The sequence below is a fragment of the Streptomyces sp. NPDC058796 genome (assembly GCF_042745235.1).
GTDB lineage: Bacteria > Actinomycetota > Actinomycetes > Streptomycetales > Streptomycetaceae > Streptomyces.
In genome coordinates this window covers 11,609-29,652 of sequence record NZ_JBHYOP010000013.1, presented here as the reverse complement: position 1 = coordinate 29,652, position 18,044 = coordinate 11,609, and the positions used below count along the sequence as shown (strand labels likewise).

Sequence of the window (18,044 nt, the reverse complement as noted above, 5' to 3'; positions counted from 1 at the left end):
AGTCCCCCTGAGACCACCGTTCAGGAGCGATCCGCATGCTCACAGAAACACCCACCGTCCGTCCCGGAACGCCCGAGTCCGCCGAAACCACCGCCGCCCCCGCCCGTCGCCGGCACGACGACGCCCCGGACACCATGGCCCTCTTCGCCCGGCTGGCCGCCCTCGAGGAGGGGCCCGAGCGGGACGCGCTCCGCGACGAACTCGTCGCCGCGTGGCTGCCCATGGCCCACCGGATCGCCGGCCGTTTCCGCGACCGAGGCGAGTCCATCGAGGACCTGCGTCAGGTCGCCGCGCTCGGCCTGGTCAAGGCCGTCGACCGCTTCGACCCGGAGCGCGGCGCCTTCGAGAGCTACGCCGTGCCCACCATCACCGGCGAGGTCAAGCGCCACTTCCGGGACCGGATGTGGGCCCTGCGGGTGCCCCGCCGGGTCCAGGAACTGCGCAACAAGGTGCGGGTGGCGCGACGCGAGCTCACCCAGAGCCCCGGCAGCCCCGAACCGTCGGTGGCCGACATCGCCGCCCACACCGGGCTGACCGAGGACGAGGTCGGCGCCGGGATGGAGGCGCTGGAGAGCTTCAGCACCCTGTCGCTGGACGCCGAGCTCTCGGCCGGCGACGACGGCTACAGCCTCGCGGACACCCTCGGCGCGGCCGACGCCTCGTACGACACCGTGATCGACCGGGAGTCCGCCAAGGAAGGGCTGCGCCGGCTGCCCGAACGCGAGCGGGCCATCCTCTACATGCGCTTCTTCGAGGACATGACGCAGAGCCGGATAGCAGACCGCCTGGGCATCTCGCAGATGCACGTCTCCCGGCTCATCAGCCGCAGCTGCGCCCGTGTGCGCGACGAGGCGATGGGACAGCGGACGGGCCACCGGGGCACCGGCCGACCGGTGCGGACCTGACGGACCGGGCGACGCAGGAGGGACGAGACGGATGCTGATGCCCCACCCCGCGGTGCTGCGCGGGCTCCTCGACCAGTACGAGGCGGCGGCCCTGCACGAACCCGCCGACGACCTGGGCGGACCCGGTCCCCGGACGCGGGACCTGGCGTACACGCTGTGCGTGTCGACCGGCACGCGCGACGTCCGGCAGGCCCTTGAGGCCGCCCGGCGGCACCTCGCGACCGCTCCGGTCCCCGACCCTGAGCCCGCGGTCGCGGCGGACTGACCCGAGAACGGCTGGTGGGCCGGCTGCCCGCACACCCCCGCGGTGTGCGGGCAGCCGGCGTGCCCGCGGGCGTACGGCGACGTCGGAAGGGCGTACGGGCCGCTCCGGAAGCCGGTCGGGGCCGGGAATCCCGGATGCCGGGTGTGTGGCCGTGAGGCCGGGGCATCCGCTGTCCCGGAGGGGAGGCTCACGATGAACGCTCGTGTTCTCGCACACACCGGCCGAGGCCGGGCCCGCCGGGCCGCGAACGGCTCGGCCGCCGAGGGGGCCGCCCGGGCCGGACTCACCGCCCGCGGCGTCATCTACCTGCTGGTCGGCGTCCTGGCGCTGCGGATCGCCTTCGGCACCGGGAACCGGCAGGCCGACCGGGGCGGCGCCCTGGCCGAGCTGGCGGACAAGCCGTTCGGCGCCGTGCTGCTGTGGGCGCTGGGCGCCGGACTCGTCGGCATGGCCCTGTGGCGGCTGTCCGAGGCGCTCTTCGGCGTCACGGGCAAGGACGGCCACACGGCCAGGAAGCGGCTCCCGGCCGCCGCCCGCTGCGTGTTCTACGCCTTCGTCGCCTACTCCGTCCTCGCCTTCGCGGCCGGATCCGGCGGCAGCGGATCCAGCGACCGGCAGTCCCGCGACGTCACCGCCAGGGTGATGGAGATGCCCGCCGGGCGCTGGGTCGTGGGCCTGGCCGGCGCCGCCGTCGCCGTCGCCGGTGTCGTCATCGCCGTACAGGCGCTTCGCCGCAGCTACCACAAGAAGCTGAAACTCAGCGCGCTCAGCCCCCGGGCCCGGCGGCTGGTCGACGTGACCGGGGTCGGCGGCGGAACGGCCCGCGGGATCGTCTTCGCCGCGGCGGGCGCCTTCGCCGTACGGGCCGCCGTCGACTACGAACCCGACAGGACCAAGGGCCTCGACGACACCCTGCGCTCCTTCGCCGACACCCCGCTCGGCCCCTGGCTGCTGGTCTGCGTCGCCGCGGGTCTCGTGCTGTTCGGCGTGTTCTCCTTCGCCCTCGCACGCTGGCGCCGGGTCTGAGCCGCGCGGACGGGGGAACACGGGGCGAATGAACGAACACGAGATTCCTCCGCCGGACGGACGTCCCGTGGACGTCTACCTCGACCTCCTGCGCGTCCGCATGGAGAACGACGACTACCAGCTCCTGCTCAGCGTGGTCGAACCGGTCCTCCAGGCCATCGACGAGCACCAGATGCCCACCATCGACTTCTCCCTGGACGGGGACAGCGCCGAGGCGCTGCCCCAGGAGATCAGGGACGAGGCCGCGCTGGTCATCGCCACCGCGGTCACCGGCCGCCTGGACAACGAGGTCGTGGAAATCAGCACCGACGAGACCGGCCCGGTCCGGGTCGTCACCGACGCGGCCACCGCCTCCGACCCCGAGCGCCTCGGCGAGATCGCCGACTACCTCAAGGAACGACACAAGCAGAACGAGGAACTGCGCGGCATAGCCGAGGCCAGCGGTCTGCCCAGCGACTTCTGACCCTCACCGCCCGGGCGTCGCCACGGGCACGCCGAGCGGCCGGGCCAGGCCCACCACGGCCTCGTCCAGACGCTCCAGGTGCCGCAGTACCCGCCCGGTGATCCGGCCGTACCGCGGCACCCCGCCCGCCTCGAACTGCAGCAGCGAGGCGATGCTGGGCCCGGTCTCCACCCCGGTGTCCGCGTCCTTGTCGGCGACGCGCGCGGCGATCGCCTCGATGTTGCGCACCGTGCGCCGCACCGCGCCACGCAGGCGCGGGTCCGCCGCGATCGAGGGATGTGTGGGCAGCAGCTCGGCCGTCGCCGCCAGCGACCGCGCGTGGTACGCGCACGTCTCCAGCAGCGCCACCACGTACTGGGCGGTGTCCCGCCGCGCCCGCAGCGGCGTGATCGGATGCGTCAGCGGCGAGGTGGCGGCCCGCAGGTCGCCCAGCGCCTGGTCCAGATCCCGCGCCTTGTCCAGCAGGTCGGCCGCCGGCCCGCCGCTGAGCTGGTCCACGGCTCCCTCGGTGACGTCGGTGAGCCGCTCCAGCACCGTGCCGAGCAGTTCGTTCGTACGGCGGTCGGTGCGTATCGGCAGCACCAGCGCCGCCGCGACGATCCCGCAGGCCGCGCCGAGCGCCGTCTCCTCGATGCGCAGCAGCAGCACCGACAGGCTGTAGGTGTGCAGCAGGGTGTACAGCAGCCCCAGCATCGCCGTCACGAAGAACGACATCAGCGTGTACGACAGCGGTGCCGTGTAGAACATCGCGAAGATGAGCAGCAGCACCAGTCCGAACGCGACCCAGGTGTGGTCGCCGACCACGCCGGCCAGCACGATGCCGGCCACCACCCCGAACAGGGTGCCCAGCACCCTGCGGTAGCCCTTGACGAGGATCTCCCCGGTGGACGCCGTGTTCAGGAAGACGATCCAGCACGCGAGCACGGCCCAGTACCAGCGCTGCGAGGACAGGAACTCCCCGCCGACGATGGCCAGCGAGGACCCCACCGAGACCTGTACCGCGGCGCGCGTGGTGGGCCGCCGCAGCCCGGTCGGCTCGTCCTTCTCCGCTTCCTCCTCGCCGGCGTCGATCGCGGCGTCCTCGGCGTCCAGCTCCTCCCGGGACCTGGTGGTCGCCGGAGTGTCGTCCGACTCGTCCTGCGGCCCGTCCAGGGCGATCCTGAGGCCCATGACCGCCCTCGCGGCCTCACCGATGCCGCGGAAGACGTCCTGGACGGCCGGGATGGCCTCCGGCAGGTTGTCCTCGTCGCGGTAGCCGAGCAGCCGGTTGCGCAGGTGGGACAGCGCGGTGCCGCGCGCCTCGGCGGGCGGCCGCAGCACCAGCGTGCGCAGCGCCCCCAGGTCCCGGCGCAGAACCTCCGTGGCCTCGCCGGGCGCCGGCGAACTGCCCACCGACGGCGCCGGCGCCCCCGGCAGGTGCAGGGTCAGGGTGTCCGCCCGCTCGGCGCTGCGCGCGGTCAGCAGCAGCAGGCCCAGCCGCTCGGCGGCGATCTCCGCGTCCGCGATGCGCCGCTGCACCAGGCGCGCCGTGGACGCGTCCGGAGTGCCGTCCTCCAGCCGCGACTGGATCATCAGCGCCGTCTCGTGCAGGCGCGCGGTGCCGTCCCGCAGGTGCTCCAGCGTCCGGTCGATCCCGTCCGGCCCGGCGTCCAGCAGCTCGATCTGCGTGGCGATCAGCTGGGCCAGCCGCGCGCGGAAGGCCTGCCGCAGCCGCTGGAGGACGCCCGCCGGTGTCGCCGGCACCACGGCGAAGCGCACCACCGCACTGCACGCGAACGCCACCGCGATGGCGCCCAGCAGCCCCGGCAGCACCGACACGTCGGCGCCGACGAACAGGGAGACGAAGTAGACCTGGAAGCCGATCAGCCCGAGAGCCGTGCCGCGGTCGCCGAAGCGCCGGACGAAGACGGCGAAGAAGATGAGGACGACGAAGAAGGCGTCGCCGATGACGACCCGAGAGGTGAGCAGCGAGCTGACCGACACCGAGGCCAGGGCGACGGGCAGTCCCAGGGCCAGGGTGACCGCCTGCGCGCCGAGCTCCTTCTCGCGGATGGCGAAGGTGGCGACCATCGCCGCCATGGCGCCCGCGACCAGGTGGGTGACGTCGGCGCCGAACGCGGCGAGCACACCCAGTACCAGAGCGATGGCGCCCACCGTCCGCAGGCCCGCGGTGAGCCGCAGCAGGCCCGGGTCGGACGCGGCGATCCGGTCCCGCAGCCGTGTCCGCACCGAGCGCCCCGCTGCCTTCACGCCGCCGTACACTCTCCCGACTCACACGCCCGACTCCCGGCCGGTTGACGCCGAGATCCACTTCTCAGGATGTCATGCCGCGCGCCCGTACCCGCCATGGGGTCACAGCCGGGCCCGGCCCGCCTCCGTGACGCGCTCTTGCACCTGTTCCGGCGTCAGATAGGCGTCCGTGTACTCGAAGTCCCGCAGCTTGGCCGGCTTGCGGGCCTGGAAGCCGGTGCGCACGAAATCGTCGCCCGCCACCGCGTTGAGCGCCCAGTTGGCCGCCACCCGCGCCTTGGCCACGCCCGTGCGCAGCGCCGACCAGTGGTAGCCGCGGGCCACCGCCTGGGCCGGCAGGCCCTTCAACTCGACACCGAGGGGCTTGGAGACCGCGTCGGTGCCGCCGAGGTCGACGACGAGACCCAGGTCCTTGTGGACGTAGGGCCGCATCGGCTGGTTGCGCAGGGTCGCGATGATGTTCTCGGCGACGTGCCGGCCCTGCCGCATGGCGTGCTGGGCGGTGGGCGGGCAGACGGCGCCCTCCTGGCCCTTGGCGAGGTCGGGCACGGCCGCGGAGTCGCCGAGCGCGAACACCCCGTCGTGGTCGGGCAGGCACATCTCGGCGGTCACCGCGAGCCGCCCCTTGACCGTCTCCGCGCCGAGCGTGGCGATCAGCGGGCTCGCCACCACACCGGCGGTCCAGATCAGCGTGCGGGTGGGCACCACCCGGCCGTTGGTGAAGGTGACCTCCTCGGGTCCGGCCTTCTCGATGGAGACGCCGAGCGAGATCTCGATGCCGCGCCGGGTGAGCACCTCCTGTGCGTCGCGCCCGAGCTTCTCGCCGAGCTCCGGCATCAGCTTCGGCGCGATGTCGATCAGGTGCCACTTGATCAGGCCCGGGTCGAGCCGGTTGTAGCGCTTGACGGCCGCGTGCGTCAGCCGCTGCAGGCAGGCAGCGGTCTCGGTGCCCGCGTACCCGCCGCCGACCACCACGAACTGCAGCCGCGAGGCGCGCTCCACCGGGTCCTGGCTGGCGTCGGCGAGGTCGAGTTGCGCGATGACGTGGTCGCGGATGTACGCGGCCTCCGCCAGCGTCTTCATGCCGAACGCGTGGTCGGTCAGACCCGGGATGTCGAAGGTCCGGGTGATGCTTCCGGGCGCCAGCACGATGTAGTCGTAGGGCTCGTTGACGATCTGGTCGGTGATGGTGCGCACCACGCACACCTTCGCCTTGAGGTCCACACCGATGGCGCCGCCCGGGATGATCCGCGTGCGGTACTTGCTGCTGCGGCGCAGGGACAGCGCGATCGACTGGGGGGTCAGCACACCGGAGGCCACCTGGGGCAGCAGCGGCAGATAGAGCTGGTAGGAGAACGGTGTCACCAGGGTGATCTCGGCCTCGCCGGGGGAGAGCCTGCGCTCCAGACGGCGGACGCACTCCACGCCGGCGAAACCTGCGCCGACCACCAGGATCCTGGGTCGTGTCACGGTGTTCATCCCTTTCTGCGGCTCCAGGCGGTCTGCCGCGAACGCCGTTCGCGTGCCCCCGGATCGCTGTTTCGCACCTCGTCGATCCCATCGCGCCCGCCCGGATCCGGCCAGCCGGGCGCGGCAGGCAGGCGACACATCCTGATCACCACCATGCCCCGCCCCGGCCCGGAGCGCACCGGGCGGGAGTGAACGGGCGGGAACTTTCCGGTGGGGGAGCCGTGCCCGGCCGGCCGCCGGTGGAGCGAGGTCAGCGGGTGCCGCGGAGGTGGCAGAGCAGCAGACAGACGTCGTCGTCCCGCTCCGAGTCGCTGAGCAGCGGACTCAGGATGCCGTCCGCCGAGCCCTCCAGGTCCGCCTCCAGGGCCGCCGGGCCGAAGGAGCCCAGCGCCTCGGCCAGCCGCGCGATGCCCGGGTCTATGCCCCGGGCGCGCCGCTCCACCAGGCCGTCCGTGTACAGGGCGAGCGTCGAACCCGGCGCCAGCGGCACCGTGTGGTCGGCGATCTCCTGCTTGAGCGGAATGCCCAGCATCGCGCCCGGTTTGGCGTCCAGGGTCTGGACCCGCCCGTCCGGGGTACGCAACACCGGCGGCGGATGGCCGGCCGCGGCCCACGTCAGCGTGGGCTCATCGGGGTGGAAGCGGGCGATGACGGCCGTGGCGAACAGATCGGGCTGGAGGTGGTGCAGGAACATGTGCAGCCGGGTCAGGAGCCGGCCGGGGCTGCCGCCGTCGACGGCGTAGGCCCGCAGTGCCGTACGCAGCTGACTCATCATCACCGCCGCGCGCAGCCCGTGCCCGGTCACGTCGCCGACCACGGCGATGACGCCGCCGTCGGGCTGCCGGAACGCGTCGTACCAGTCGCCGCCGATGTTCAGTCCGTGGGTGGCCGGGAGGTAGCGCGCCGCCATCGAGAGCCCCGGCGGGGCGGGCAGCTCGGTGAGCAGGGCCCGCTGGAGCGTCTCCGCGATGTCGCGGTTGTGCTGGTAGCGCTGGGCGTGGTCGATCGCGGTGCTCGCCCGCCGGGTCAGCTCGATCAGCATCACCGCGTCGTCCGGGTCCCAGCGGTCCCCGGGCGGGGACAGGGTCAGCACGCCCAGAGGCGCCTGCCGGGTCGGCAGCGGGATGCACAGCAGGGGGCGGTCGGGCGCCAGCGCCGAGGGCGGCTGGTCGTCGACACCCGGCAGATCGCCGGGGTGCGGGGCGGCGTACTGCGGCCGGCCGGTGCGGGCGGCGACCACTGCGGCGGCCGGGTGGGCGGGGCCCGGCCGGTCGCCGTCCTGGTCGAACAGCCAGACGTCGACGGTGGCGGCGTACTCGGGCACCAGCAGCTCCGGCAGCCGGCGCACGATCTCGTGGTGGTCCAGCGACGCGGTCAGCACGGCGCTCGCGTCCGCCAGGAAGGTCAGCCGGCGCCGGGCGTTCTCCGCCTCCGTGCGCGCCTTGCGCTCGGCGGCGAACGCCTCCCGCTGGGCCCGCCCGGCGGCGTCCAGCTCGGCGTGCAGCGCCACCACGCCCTGGTTGGTCTGGTGCAGCTCCTCGCGGTGGAATTCGACCAGGTTCTCCTGCTCGGTGAGCCGCTCCAGGACCAGCGCCGTGTCCTCGTCGGCCCCCAGCAGGGCCTCGGCCAGCGCTGCCGGGTCGTCCACCGTGACCTCCGCCTCGGCGGTCGGCACCGCCTCCGGGCAGGGCACCGTGACCCGCCACGGCGGCTGACCGGCGGACGCGGCGTCGCGCGACGGCGTCACCACCGCGTGCAGCACACCCCGGCCGGCCTCCGCCTCCGCGGTGGCGGGGGAGGCCGTGCCCGCCTCCAGCGTGAGCCGCCACGTACCGCCCTTGGCCAGGCACAGCCGCAACTGCGCGCCGAGCGAGGCCAGCAGCCGGGTGCGCTCCAGCGGCGGCACGCCGCAGGCCGCGGCCAGACGCGCGGTGCCGATGCGCGCCCGCGCCGCGTCGGTGATGTCGGTGATCTGCCAGGTAGGGGTCATGGGCCGTCCGGCGGGGTCGAGGCCAGGACGGCCACGGCGGTGTCGTCCCGCACCGGCCGGGCCGGACTGCTGGCGTCCCGGACCGTCACGGCCGCCGTGACCGCCGGATCGACCGCCGTACGGCAGGTGTCGTCCGTCGGCGTCCAGCGGCTCGGCAGGCCGTCGCTGTGCAGGACCAGTACCCGGTCGTCCGCCCACGTCGTCTCCTCCTCGCGCAGCGTGGCGGGCCGGTGGGTGCCGACGATGCCCGGCCGGGAGACCAGGTGCCGCCAGGTGCCCCGCTCGCACAGCCGCGCCCCGACGTTGCCGACGCCCGCGAAGCGGAGCACCGAGGCACCGGCGTCGACCTGGGCCACCGCGACGGCCGCCCCGCGGGTCCCGGACAGCGCGGTGTCCAGCCGCCGCAGCGCCTCGGCCGGCGGCAGATGCGCCGCGCCGCGCAGCGCCTCCACGGCCGCGGTGGAGGCACGGGCGGCCTCCGGGCCGTGGCCCAGCCCGTCGGCCAGCATCAGCGTCACCCGGTCCCCGGACCGGACCCACGCCCAGGCGTCGCCCGAGTACTCCGCGCCGCCGAACGGCACGTTCACGGCCCCCGCCCGCACCCGGGCCGCCGGGCCCCGGTCGCGGGCCGTGGTGCCGAGCACGGGGCCGATCCGGGCGACCACCACCGTGCCCCGGCCGGGGACGCTGTGCAGGTCGAAGTCGTCGGACAGCCGGGCGCAGGTGCCGAGACCGGCGCCGAGGGAGCCCGTCGTGGTGAAGCCGTCGCTCAGCGCGGCGGCCACGTCGCCGATCCCGGGACCGTGGTCGACCGTCGCGACCTGCACGAGCAGATCCCGCTCCCGGCCGGACGCGAGGACCGCGGGAGCGACGACGTCGATGAGCACCTGACCGCCGCCGGCGTGCTTGAGCAGATTGGTCGCAAGCTCGGTCGCCACCAGCGCCGCCGTGGCGGTGCGCTGCTCGTCCAGTCCGGCCACGGCCGCCGCGTGCTCCGCGGCCACCCGGGCGTCGCGCACCCGGGTGGAGTCGTGCACCGGTACGTCCCACACGCGCGGCATCAGGTCTCCTCACGCGGGCGGGGGGCCCGGCCCACCCAGGACGTGACTCGCACGGTCGTGCCCGCCCCCGGATCGCTCTCGATCGCGAAGTCGTGCACCAGACGCCGCGCCCCGCCCAGCCCCATGCCCAGCCCGCCGCCCGAGGTGAAACCGTCGCTGAGCGCCTGCTCCAGGTCCGGGATGCCCGGCCCCTCGTCGCTGAAGGTCAGCCGAAGGCCCTGCACGCCGCCCTCGGTGACCGGCTCCGTCTCCATCGTCCCGCCACCGCCGTACACCAGCGTGTTGCGGGCCAGTTCGCTGGCCGCCGTGACCAGCTTGGTCTGGTCCACCAGACCGAAGCCGAGCTGCGCGGCCGCCTGCCGCACGTGCTGACGTACCCACACCAGATCCATGTCCGAACGGATCGGCAGGCGGGCCTGGGCGCCCGCGGTGGTGGGCATCACAAACTCTCCCGGCGCAGGCCGCCGTAGCGGGACGACGGCGCGTGCTCCGTGAGCAGTTGCATGGCCACCTCGGTACTGAGCGCGGTGTGCACCCCCGGCAGCGTCAGGCCCAGCTCCACCAGGGTGATGGCGACCGCCGGCCGCATCCCGACGACCACGGTCCGCGCGGCCAGCAGCTCGGTCTGCCCGGCGATCTCGGCCAGCACCCGGCCGAGGAAGGAGTCGACGATCTCCACCCCGGAGATGTCGATGACCACGCCCCTCGCCCCGCTGTGGGAGATCGTCTCGGCGAGGTCCTGCTGGAGCTGCTGGGCCGTGCTGTCGTGCAGGTCCCCCTGAAGGGTGACCAGCAGCACCTCGCCGAGCCGGAGCACCGGGACATGACCTGTCACGGGACCCCCGTGGGGCCCCGGGAACGCCCCGCTCACCGCGTGACCGTGCCGTTCGTACCAGGGTTCACGATGCCGACCCCGAGCTGGTGCAGCACGTAGCCCAGCGCGTCGGCGAGGCTCGCCCGGGTCACCACGGTGCCCAGGTCCAGGCCGAGGTGGACCATCGTCTGCGCGATGGCGGGCCGGATGCCGGAGACGATGCACTCGGCGCCCATCAGCCGGGCCGCCGCGACCGTCTTCATCAGGTGCTGGGCCACCAGCGAGTCGACGGTCGGGACCCCGGTGATGTCCAGGATCGCGTACCGCGCCTGCTGCTCGACGATGGACTCCAGCAGCGTCTCCATCACGACCTGGCTGCGGGCGCTGTCCAGCGTGCCGATCAGCGGGACGGCCACGATGCCGTCCCACAGCTTGATCACCGGAGTGGCCACCTCCAGCAACTGCAGCCGCTGGCGGTCGATCAGCGCCTGTCCCTCGCTGAGCGCCGTCTGCATGACCACGACCCGCAGGGTGCCCATCAGCACGCTCAGCGTGGTGACGCAGTCCCGGGCGTGCTCGGCCGACGCGTCCTGGAGATCGGACAGGAGCAGGTTCTCGACCGGCGGACGCAGGGTGGCCAGCTCACTCGACACCTGGGCGGTGCTCAGCCCCGCCCGGGAACGGGCCGCGCCCATCCGCGCCAACTGCTCGCGCACCGCCGTGAACCCGGCGGCGTCCGGGTCCTCGACCCGGTCCCCGTCCGCGACTTGGGCCAGGGCGTCGACCACGGTCTTGCCCGCCTCGACCGCCTCGTCGCGCGAGACGGTGAACACGGCCCGGAACAAGGGCTCGTCCGCCCATCGCTGGGCGATCTGCTCACGGCGGCGCCGCAGAAAGTCCCTGACCTCGTGCGTCGGCGATCCCGCCGTTCCCTCCGCCTGATCCGGCACTTGCCCCACTCCTCATCCGCGTTGCGCCGCAGCACCCAGGAAGCTGCGTGGCGGCGACGTGTCTCTGCCGGGCGTCAACTGTAACCACCCGCCGACCTCGCACGACACCTGCTCCCGCACGAACGGTCCGGATGAGCGTCGGGCAGGACAGGAACTCAGGCCTCCGGTATCTGCGGGCCCTCCGGTTGCGCGTCGACGCGGGAGAGCGCCTCGTCGACGCTCTCGGAGACCGGCACCGTGATGCTCACCCCTGTGAGATCCAGCACCCGTCGCACCGCCGCGGTGGGGGCGATGATGTGCACGCTGCCCGGCAGCTCGCGGGCCTCCTGGTAGACGCGCAGAATGATGTTCATGCCGGAGGAGTCCATGAACGGGACCTCCGACAGATCCAGCAGGAAGTGCCGCCGCCCGTGGTGCAGTTGGTTGGCCAGGTGGTGCTGGAACTCGGTCGCGGTGTCGACGTCCAGATATCCCGCCACCTTGAGCAGCGCGACCTCCTCCCGCTCCAGCGTCACCTCGACGGACAGCGGGTTCTGGGCTATGGGCACGTGTACCTCCAACAATGCGGCCGGGCGGTGGAGTGTGATGTCCCACCGCGCACGGCGGTTACCCGCGAATCCGTCCGTCACACCCCACCGACCGGACCGGACGTACATGCCCCGCGTCACCCGACCCGGATGCCCACCAGGCACGTGTCGTCGTCCGTGTCCGACCTGCTGTAGGTGAGCAGCCGGTCCAGGTGCTGGTCCAGGGAGTCCGGCGCCGGACGGACCGTGTTCAGCAGCTGGGCCAGCGCCTCCTCCACCGAGCGGTCGCGGCGCTCGATCAGACCGTCCGTGTACATCAGCAGCGTGTCCTCGGCCGCCAGCTGCACCTCGTCCTCCTCGTACGACGCCTCGGCCACCGCGCCCAGCAGCATCCCCTTGACCAGCGGCAGCGGCCCCGCCTCGGCACCCCGGACCAGCACCGGCGGCAGATGCCCCGCGCGGGCCCAGCGCAGCGTGCGCCGGGCCGGGTCGTACAGCCCGCACAACGCCGTGGCGGTGATACCGCCGGTCAGATGGTGCGCCACGATGTTGAGCCACGACAGCAGCTGGCCCGGACCGGCACCGGTCACCGCCAGGCCGCGCAGCGCGTTGCGCAGCACCACCATGCTGGTCGCCGCCTCTATGCCGTGCCCCGAGACGTCGCCCACGCACAGCAGCACCAGCCCGTTCGGCAGCCGCACCGCGTCGTACCAGTCGCCGCCCACCAGCTGCTCCGTCTCCGCGGGCCGGTACCGCACGGCCACCTGGAGGTCGGGCACCTTGAGCGGGGTCTGGGCCGGCGGCATGATCGCGTGCTGGAGCTGCAGGGTCAGCCGGGCGCGTTCGATGGCCTGCTGCTCGGTGTGCGCCAGCTGGTCGCGGGTGGCCGCGAGCGCCACCTCGGTCCAGTGCTGGGCCGAGATGTCCTGGTAGGCCCCGCGTACGAGGAGCAGCCGGTCGTCGGTGTCCAGCACCGGCTCGGCGACCACCCGCACGTGCCGGGTCACCCGGTCGGGCCGCTGCAGCCGGAACGCCGCCGACGCCGGCCGCCGGTGGTGCAGCAGCGTGCGCAGGAACCGGCGGATGGTGACGGCGTCGTCCGGGTGGGCGTGCGCGGTCAGCTCCTCCAGCGGCACCGGGGCGCTCGACTGCGGACGCCCGTAGAGGTCGAACAACTGCCCGTTCCAGGTGATCTCACCGGTGAGCAGGTTCTCCTCGAAGCCGCCGATGCGGCCGAGGCGCTGAGCGTGCTGGAGCAGGCTGGCCAGCCGGGCCGTCTCGTCCTCGATGCGCCAGATGAGCAGGACGGCGTTGCCGTGCCGGCTGACGCTGATGTCCGCGACCGCCGAGAGCGGCACCTGGTCCACCAGCGCGGTCAGGTTGATGCGCCGCGCCCGGAACGGTTCGCCGGTGGCGTACACCCGCTCCACGTTCTGGAACAGCTCGCTGTCCCCGGCGGCCATCGGGTAGGCCTCCAGCAGCAGCGCGCCCCCCACGACGGCACGCGGCCGGCCCGCCGGGTCCAGGAAACTCTCGTTCACGTGCTGGATGCGGAAGTCCGCCAGATGCCCGTCGGCGTCCAGGTGCGGCACCAGGACCAGCGCGGGGTCGTACAGCCCGTCGGCCAGGTCCATCAGCTCCACCGCGTCCGGCATGACCCGCGGCTCCTGCCCGGCGCCGCGCGACGGCACGTACGACTCCAGGGTGTGCGCGCACAGCTCCGCCAGGGCCTCCACCTGGCGCACCACCTGCGGCGGCTGCGGGGCCAGCGGCGCCGGCCAGACGATCTCCAGCACGCCGTGGATGCGGCCCCCCGTGCCGGCGGGCACGGCGACCCTGCCGCCGTCCGGGTACTGGTGCCGGCCCACGCTGGGCAGCCCGGTCTCGGCGAGCGAGGTGAACCACTGGCCGGTGCGCTCGGCCAGCCCGCACCGGGCCACCGTCGTCACGTCCGGCGGCACGTAGTGCCAGCGGGTGGCCTCGGCCGCGGAGAAGCCCGCGCTGCCGGCCAGCGTCAGCGACCCGTCGTACCCGGCCGCCCAGATCGCCACGGCGGCCGCGCCCAGCGGGCGCAGCGCCTGCTTCAGCAGGGCGTCGGCGACGGCCTGGGTGTCGCCCGCGGCCAGCGCGCCGCTCTCGGCCGCCCGCAGCCGCACGGCGGCCGACTCGGCGCCCGCCTCCCCGGTGTCCGCGCCGTCCTCGGATTCCGCACCGCGCACGGCGGCGGTCGCGGTGAGGAACGCGTCCGTCACCTCCGACACCCGGTCCCGGGCGGCCTGGTTGATCACATCGACCGCGAACTCCAGGGACGTCACCTGGGACTGCTCGGCCAGTTCGGCCAGCTGCCGGGCGGCCTGCGCCGGGCCGCAGCCCAGCCGGGCGACCAGGATGCCCTTGGCGAGTTCGATCAGGGCCCGGCCCTCCGCCTCGGCCTGGGCGGCACGCACCTCGCGGCTGAGCCGTTCCACCGTGGCCGCCAGCCGGCCCACGGGCGACAGCGGGGTCATGCCGCGCAGAGGGGCCGCCGGGCCGTCCACCGCGCAGGACTGGGGCGGCCCGGGCGCCGGGGGTGACGCGGCGGACGCGTCCCGGGGCGCGGCACCGCCCGGCTCGCGGGGCTTTTCGGACATGCTCACGTGTGCGACTCTCCTCGGCCGGAGACCGCCACGGTGCGCGACGACGGCCGCCGCGCACCGCCCGGCCCACCGGAGTAGGGGACGGGGGCCGGCGCGCTCATGCGGGCAGCCACCGTCGGACGCAGGCGATGAGGTCCTGGGTGTCGACGGGCTTGGTGACGTAGTCGCTGGCGCCCGAGGCGAGGCTCTTCTCCCGGTCGCCCGGCATGGCCTTCGCCGTGACCGCGATGATCGGCAGCTCGGCGTACTGGGGCATCCGGCGGATCTCCTCCGTCGCCGCGTAGCCGTCCATCTCCGGCATCATCACGTCCATCAGCACCAGCGCGACCTCCGGGTGGTCCACCAGCGTCTCGATGCCCCGGCGCCCGTTCTCCGCGTGCAGGACCCGGAAGCCGTGGAGTTCCAGGATGCCGCTGAGCGCGAAGAGGTTGCGCGCGTCGTCATCGACGACGAGGACGGTGCGCCCGCCGGGCGAGTCGTCCACCGTGTGCGGGGCGAGGTGCTGCGGCTCCTCGGACCGGACCAGCGAGAGCACGTCTCCGGGCTCCTCGGCGGCCAGGTGCAGGGCGATGCGCTCGCGCAGCTCGTCGAGGCTGGACAGGAACTCCAGCGCCCCGCCCCCGGGGCCGGAGCGCAGGCCCTCCTCCAGGGCGGCGTCCGCACGGTGGCCGCTGTGCACGAGCACCGGCACGCTCGCCAGCGCAGAGTCGCCCCGCAGGGCCCGCAGGAAGCGGGACGCCTCGGCGTCCGGCATGCCCAGGTCCAGGACGACGCAATGGCACGGCTCGGCGGCCAGCGCACCGGCGGCCTCCTGCGCGCCCACGGCCGTGGTCACGTCGAGCGGGGGCCTCTCTCCCGTGTCGTCCCGCCCGTGCGTCAGGTCGGCGATCACGCTCTCCGCGACGAGGGTGAGCAGGCCCCGGGGGCGCTCCTCCACGACGAGCAGCCGCCGGGGGCGCTGCCGGTGGCCGCCAGCCAGTTCGGCCACCGGAGCCGGGCGGGACAGCGCGTCGGCCGGCGACTCGGCGTCGGCCTGCTGCGGGCCGTGGGCCAGCAGCTCCTCGAAGTCGGGCCGGGCCACGGGCAGGAACAGCGTGAAGGTGCTGCCCCGGTCCGGCGTGCTGGCCACGGTGACGGCGCCGCCCAGCAGCTGGGCGATCTCCCGGGTGATGGACAGACCCAGCCCGGTGCCGCCGTACTTGCGGCTCGTCGTGCCGTCCGCCTGCTGGAAGGCGCCGAAGATCGACTCCAGGTTCTGCTCGGGGATACCGATGCCCGTGTCCTTCACCCGGAAGGCCACCACCGCCCCGCCCCGGACCACGCCCGCCGGCACCTCGTCGTCCGGTGCCGGTTCGACGGCCAGCTCCACGCCGCCCCGCTCGGTGAACTTCACCGCGTTGGACAGCAGGTTGCGCAGCACCTGGCGCAGCCGCGAGTCGTCGGTCAGCAGGTCCGCCGGAGCTCCGGCGGCCGTCGACACGGTGAACTCCAGACCCTTCTGCGTCGTCATGGGCCGGAAGGTGGCCTCGACGTACTCGATGAGCTGCCGCAGCGTCACGCGCTCGGGGGAGACGTCCATCTTCCCCGCCTCGACCTTCGACAGGTCCAGGATGTCGTTGATCAGCTGGAGCAGGTCCGAGCCCGCGGAGTGGATGATGCCCGCGTACTCGACCTGTTTCGGAGTGAGGTTGCGCGACGGGTTCTGCGCGAGCAGCTGGGCCAGGATCAGCAGGCTGTTGAGCGGCGTACGCAGTTCGTGGCTCATGTTGGCCAGGAACTCCGACTTGTACTTCGAGGCCAGCGACAGCTGCTGGGCCCGGGCCTCCAGCTCCTGCCGCGCCTGCTCGATCTGCAGGTTCTTCGCCTCGATGTCCCGGTTCTGCGCCGCAAGCAGGGACGCCTTGTCCTCCAGCTCGGCGTTGGAGCGCTGCAGCTCCTCCTGCTGCACCTGGAGCTCCGCCGAGCGGGCCTGCAGCTCGGCGGTCAGCCGCTGCGACTCGGCGAGCAGCTCGTCGGTACGGGCGTTGGCCACGATCGTGTTGACGTTGGCGCCGATGGACTCCATCAGCAGTTCCAGGAAGTCCCGGTTGATCTGCGTGAACGGTGCGACGGACGCCAGCTCGATGACACCGAGGACCTGGCCCTCGACCACGATGGGCACCAGCACCAGGGCGGACGGCGCCACCTCGCCGAGGCCGGAGGAGATGGTCACGTAACCGGACGGCACCTCGTCCACCACGATGGTGCGCCGGCTGCGCGCGGCCTGCCCGACCAGGGTGCGGCCGAAGGCGATGCGGGTGGGTCTGGTCGAGTCCTCGGGGTAGCCGTAGGAGCCGACGAGCCGCAGCTCGGGACCGGCCTCGCCGTCCTCCGCCAGGTAGAAGGCGCCGTACTGGGCCGACACCAGCGGCACCAGCTCGTCCATGATCAGCTCGGCGACCACGGGCAGGTCCCGGTGCCCCTGCATCAGCCCGGAGATGCGGGCCAGGTTGGTCTTGAGCCAGTCCTGCTCCTGGTTGGCCCGCGTCGTCTCGCGCAGCGACTCCACCATGGAGTTGATGTTGTCCTTGAGCTCGGCGACCTCCCCGGACGCCTCCACGTTGACGGAGCGGGTCAGGTCCCCCTCGGCGACCGCGGAGGTGACCTCGGCGATCGCGCGGACCTGGCGGGTGAGGTTGCCGGCCAGCTCGTTGACGTTCTCCGTGAGCCGCTTCCAGGTGCCGGAGACGCCCTCGACCTCGGCCTGGCCGCCCAGGCGGCCCTCGGTGCCGACCTCGCGGGCGACGCGGGTGACCTCGTCGGCGAAGGCGGAGAGCTGGTCGACCATCGTGTTGATGGTCGTCTTCAGCTCCAGGATCTCGCCGCGGGCGTCGACGTCGATCTTCTTCGACAGGTCGCCCCGCGCCACCGCGGTCGTCACCAGCGCGATGTTGCGGACCTGGCCGGTGAGGTTGTTGGCCATGGAGTTGACGTTGTCGGTGAGGTCCTTCCAGGTGCCCGCCACGTTGGGCACGTGCGCCTGGCCGCCGAGGCGGCCCTCGGTGCCGACCTCGCGGGCGACCCGGGTGACCTCGTCGGCGAACGCGGACAGCGTGTCGACCATCGTGTTGATCACGTCGGCCAGCGCCGCGACCTCGCCCTTGGCCTCGACGGTGATCCGCTGGGAGAGGTCGCCCTTGGCCACGGCGGTGGCGACCTGCGTGATGGAGCGGACCTGGCCGGTGAGGTTGTTGGCCATGGAGTTGACGTTGTCGGTGAGGTCCTTCCAGGTGCCCGACACCCCGCGCACCTGGGCCCGCCCGCCCAGGTTGCCCTCGGTGCCGACCTCGCGGGCGACGCGGGTGACCTCGTCGGCGAAGGCGGAGAGCTGGTCGACCATCGTGTTGATGGTGTTCTTGAGCTCCAGGATCTCGCCGCGGGCGTCCACGGTGATCTTCTGCGACAGGTCGCCCTTGGCCACCGCGGTCGCCACCTGCGCGACGTTGCGGACCTGGTTGGTCAGGTTGCCCGCCATGAAGTTCACCGAATCGGTGAGGTCGCGCCACGTGCCCTTGACGCCCTGCACGTCGGCCTGGCCGCCGAGCCGTCCGTCGGTGCCGACCTCGCGGGCGACGCGGGTGACCTCGTCGGCGAAGGCGGAGAGCTGGTCGACCATCGTGTTGATGGTGTTCTTGAGCTCCAGGATCT

The 18,044-nt window shown here is 73.4% G+C and carries 14 protein-coding genes; 4 read left to right on the top strand and 10 right to left on the bottom strand.

Features of this window, described 5'->3' with window-relative positions:
• The first annotated feature begins 35 nt into the window (after positions 1–35).
• The 4 genes from ACFW47_RS28945 (at position 36) to ACFW47_RS28930 (ending at position 2,659) form a co-directional block, all read left to right on the top strand.
• Entirely contained in the window at positions 36–905 is an 870-nt protein-coding gene (locus ACFW47_RS28945) for a SigB/SigF/SigG family RNA polymerase sigma factor (protein ID WP_386286367.1), read from the top strand.
• 31 nt (positions 906–936) lie between these two features.
• Complete coding sequence (locus ACFW47_RS28940; protein ID WP_386286366.1) at positions 937–1,170, top strand: DUF5133 domain-containing protein; 234 nt, start codon at positions 937–939, stop codon at positions 1,168–1,170.
• A 192-nt stretch (positions 1,171–1,362) separates the two neighbouring features.
• A complete protein-coding gene (locus ACFW47_RS28935) occupies positions 1,363–2,196 on the top strand; it encodes a DUF1206 domain-containing protein (protein ID WP_386307562.1) in 834 nt (277 codons plus the stop codon).
• 28 nt (positions 2,197–2,224) lie between these two features.
• Positions 2,225–2,659, top strand: a complete 435-nt coding sequence (locus ACFW47_RS28930) for a hypothetical protein (protein WP_272589977.1) — start codon at positions 2,225–2,227, stop codon at positions 2,657–2,659.
• A gap of 3 nt (positions 2,660–2,662) precedes the next feature.
• On the opposite strand, the gene ACFW47_RS28925 is transcribed toward ACFW47_RS28930, so the two are convergent.
• The 10 genes from ACFW47_RS28925 to ACFW47_RS28880 form a co-directional block, all read right to left on the bottom strand.
• Entirely contained in the window at positions 2,663–4,909 is a 2,247-nt protein-coding gene (locus ACFW47_RS28925) for an FUSC family protein (protein WP_386307561.1), read from the bottom strand.
• 102 nt (positions 4,910–5,011) lie between these two features.
• The gene (locus tag ACFW47_RS28920; RefSeq protein WP_386307560.1) at positions 5,012–6,388 is read right to left on the bottom strand and encodes an NAD(P)/FAD-dependent oxidoreductase; all 1,377 of its coding nucleotides are present in this window, start codon (positions 6,386–6,388) and stop codon (positions 5,012–5,014) included.
• Between the two features lie 241 nt (positions 6,389–6,629).
• A complete protein-coding gene (locus ACFW47_RS28915; protein ID WP_386307558.1) occupies positions 6,630–8,369 on the bottom strand; it encodes a PP2C family protein-serine/threonine phosphatase in 1,740 nt (579 codons plus the stop codon).
• Positions 8,366–9,430 carry a SpoIIE family protein phosphatase gene (locus tag ACFW47_RS28910; RefSeq protein ID WP_386286361.1) on the bottom strand — a complete coding sequence of 355 codons (1,065 nt, stop codon included), beginning with the start codon at positions 9,428–9,430 and terminating at the stop codon, positions 8,366–8,368. Before ACFW47_RS28910 ends, ACFW47_RS28915 begins: the two co-directional genes overlap by 4 nt.
• Positions 9,430–9,870 carry an anti-sigma regulatory factor gene (locus ACFW47_RS28905; RefSeq protein ID WP_386286360.1) on the bottom strand — a complete coding sequence of 147 codons (441 nt, stop codon included), beginning with the start codon at positions 9,868–9,870 and terminating at the stop codon, positions 9,430–9,432. The genes ACFW47_RS28910 and ACFW47_RS28905 overlap by 1 nt, the downstream gene beginning before the upstream one ends.
• Entirely contained in the window at positions 9,870–10,301 is a 432-nt protein-coding gene (locus tag ACFW47_RS28900; RefSeq protein ID WP_386286359.1) for an STAS domain-containing protein, read from the bottom strand. Before ACFW47_RS28900 ends, ACFW47_RS28905 begins: the two co-directional genes overlap by 1 nt.
• Positions 10,298–11,194, bottom strand: coding sequence for an STAS domain-containing protein (locus tag ACFW47_RS28895; RefSeq protein WP_386286358.1), 897 nt, complete (start codon positions 11,192–11,194; stop codon positions 10,298–10,300). Before ACFW47_RS28895 ends, ACFW47_RS28900 begins: the two co-directional genes overlap by 4 nt.
• 155 nt (positions 11,195–11,349) lie before the next feature.
• Entirely contained in the window at positions 11,350–11,742 is a 393-nt protein-coding gene (locus ACFW47_RS28890; RefSeq protein WP_217251597.1) for an STAS domain-containing protein, read from the bottom strand.
• Between the two features lie 116 nt (positions 11,743–11,858).
• The gene (locus ACFW47_RS28885; protein ID WP_386307557.1) at positions 11,859–14,357 is read right to left on the bottom strand and encodes a SpoIIE family protein phosphatase; all 2,499 of its coding nucleotides are present in this window, start codon (positions 14,355–14,357) and stop codon (positions 11,859–11,861) included.
• 97 nt (positions 14,358–14,454) lie between these two features.
• Positions 14,455–18,044: HAMP domain-containing protein (locus ACFW47_RS28880; RefSeq protein WP_386307555.1), on the bottom strand; the 3,590-nt coding region annotated here is incomplete at its 5' end.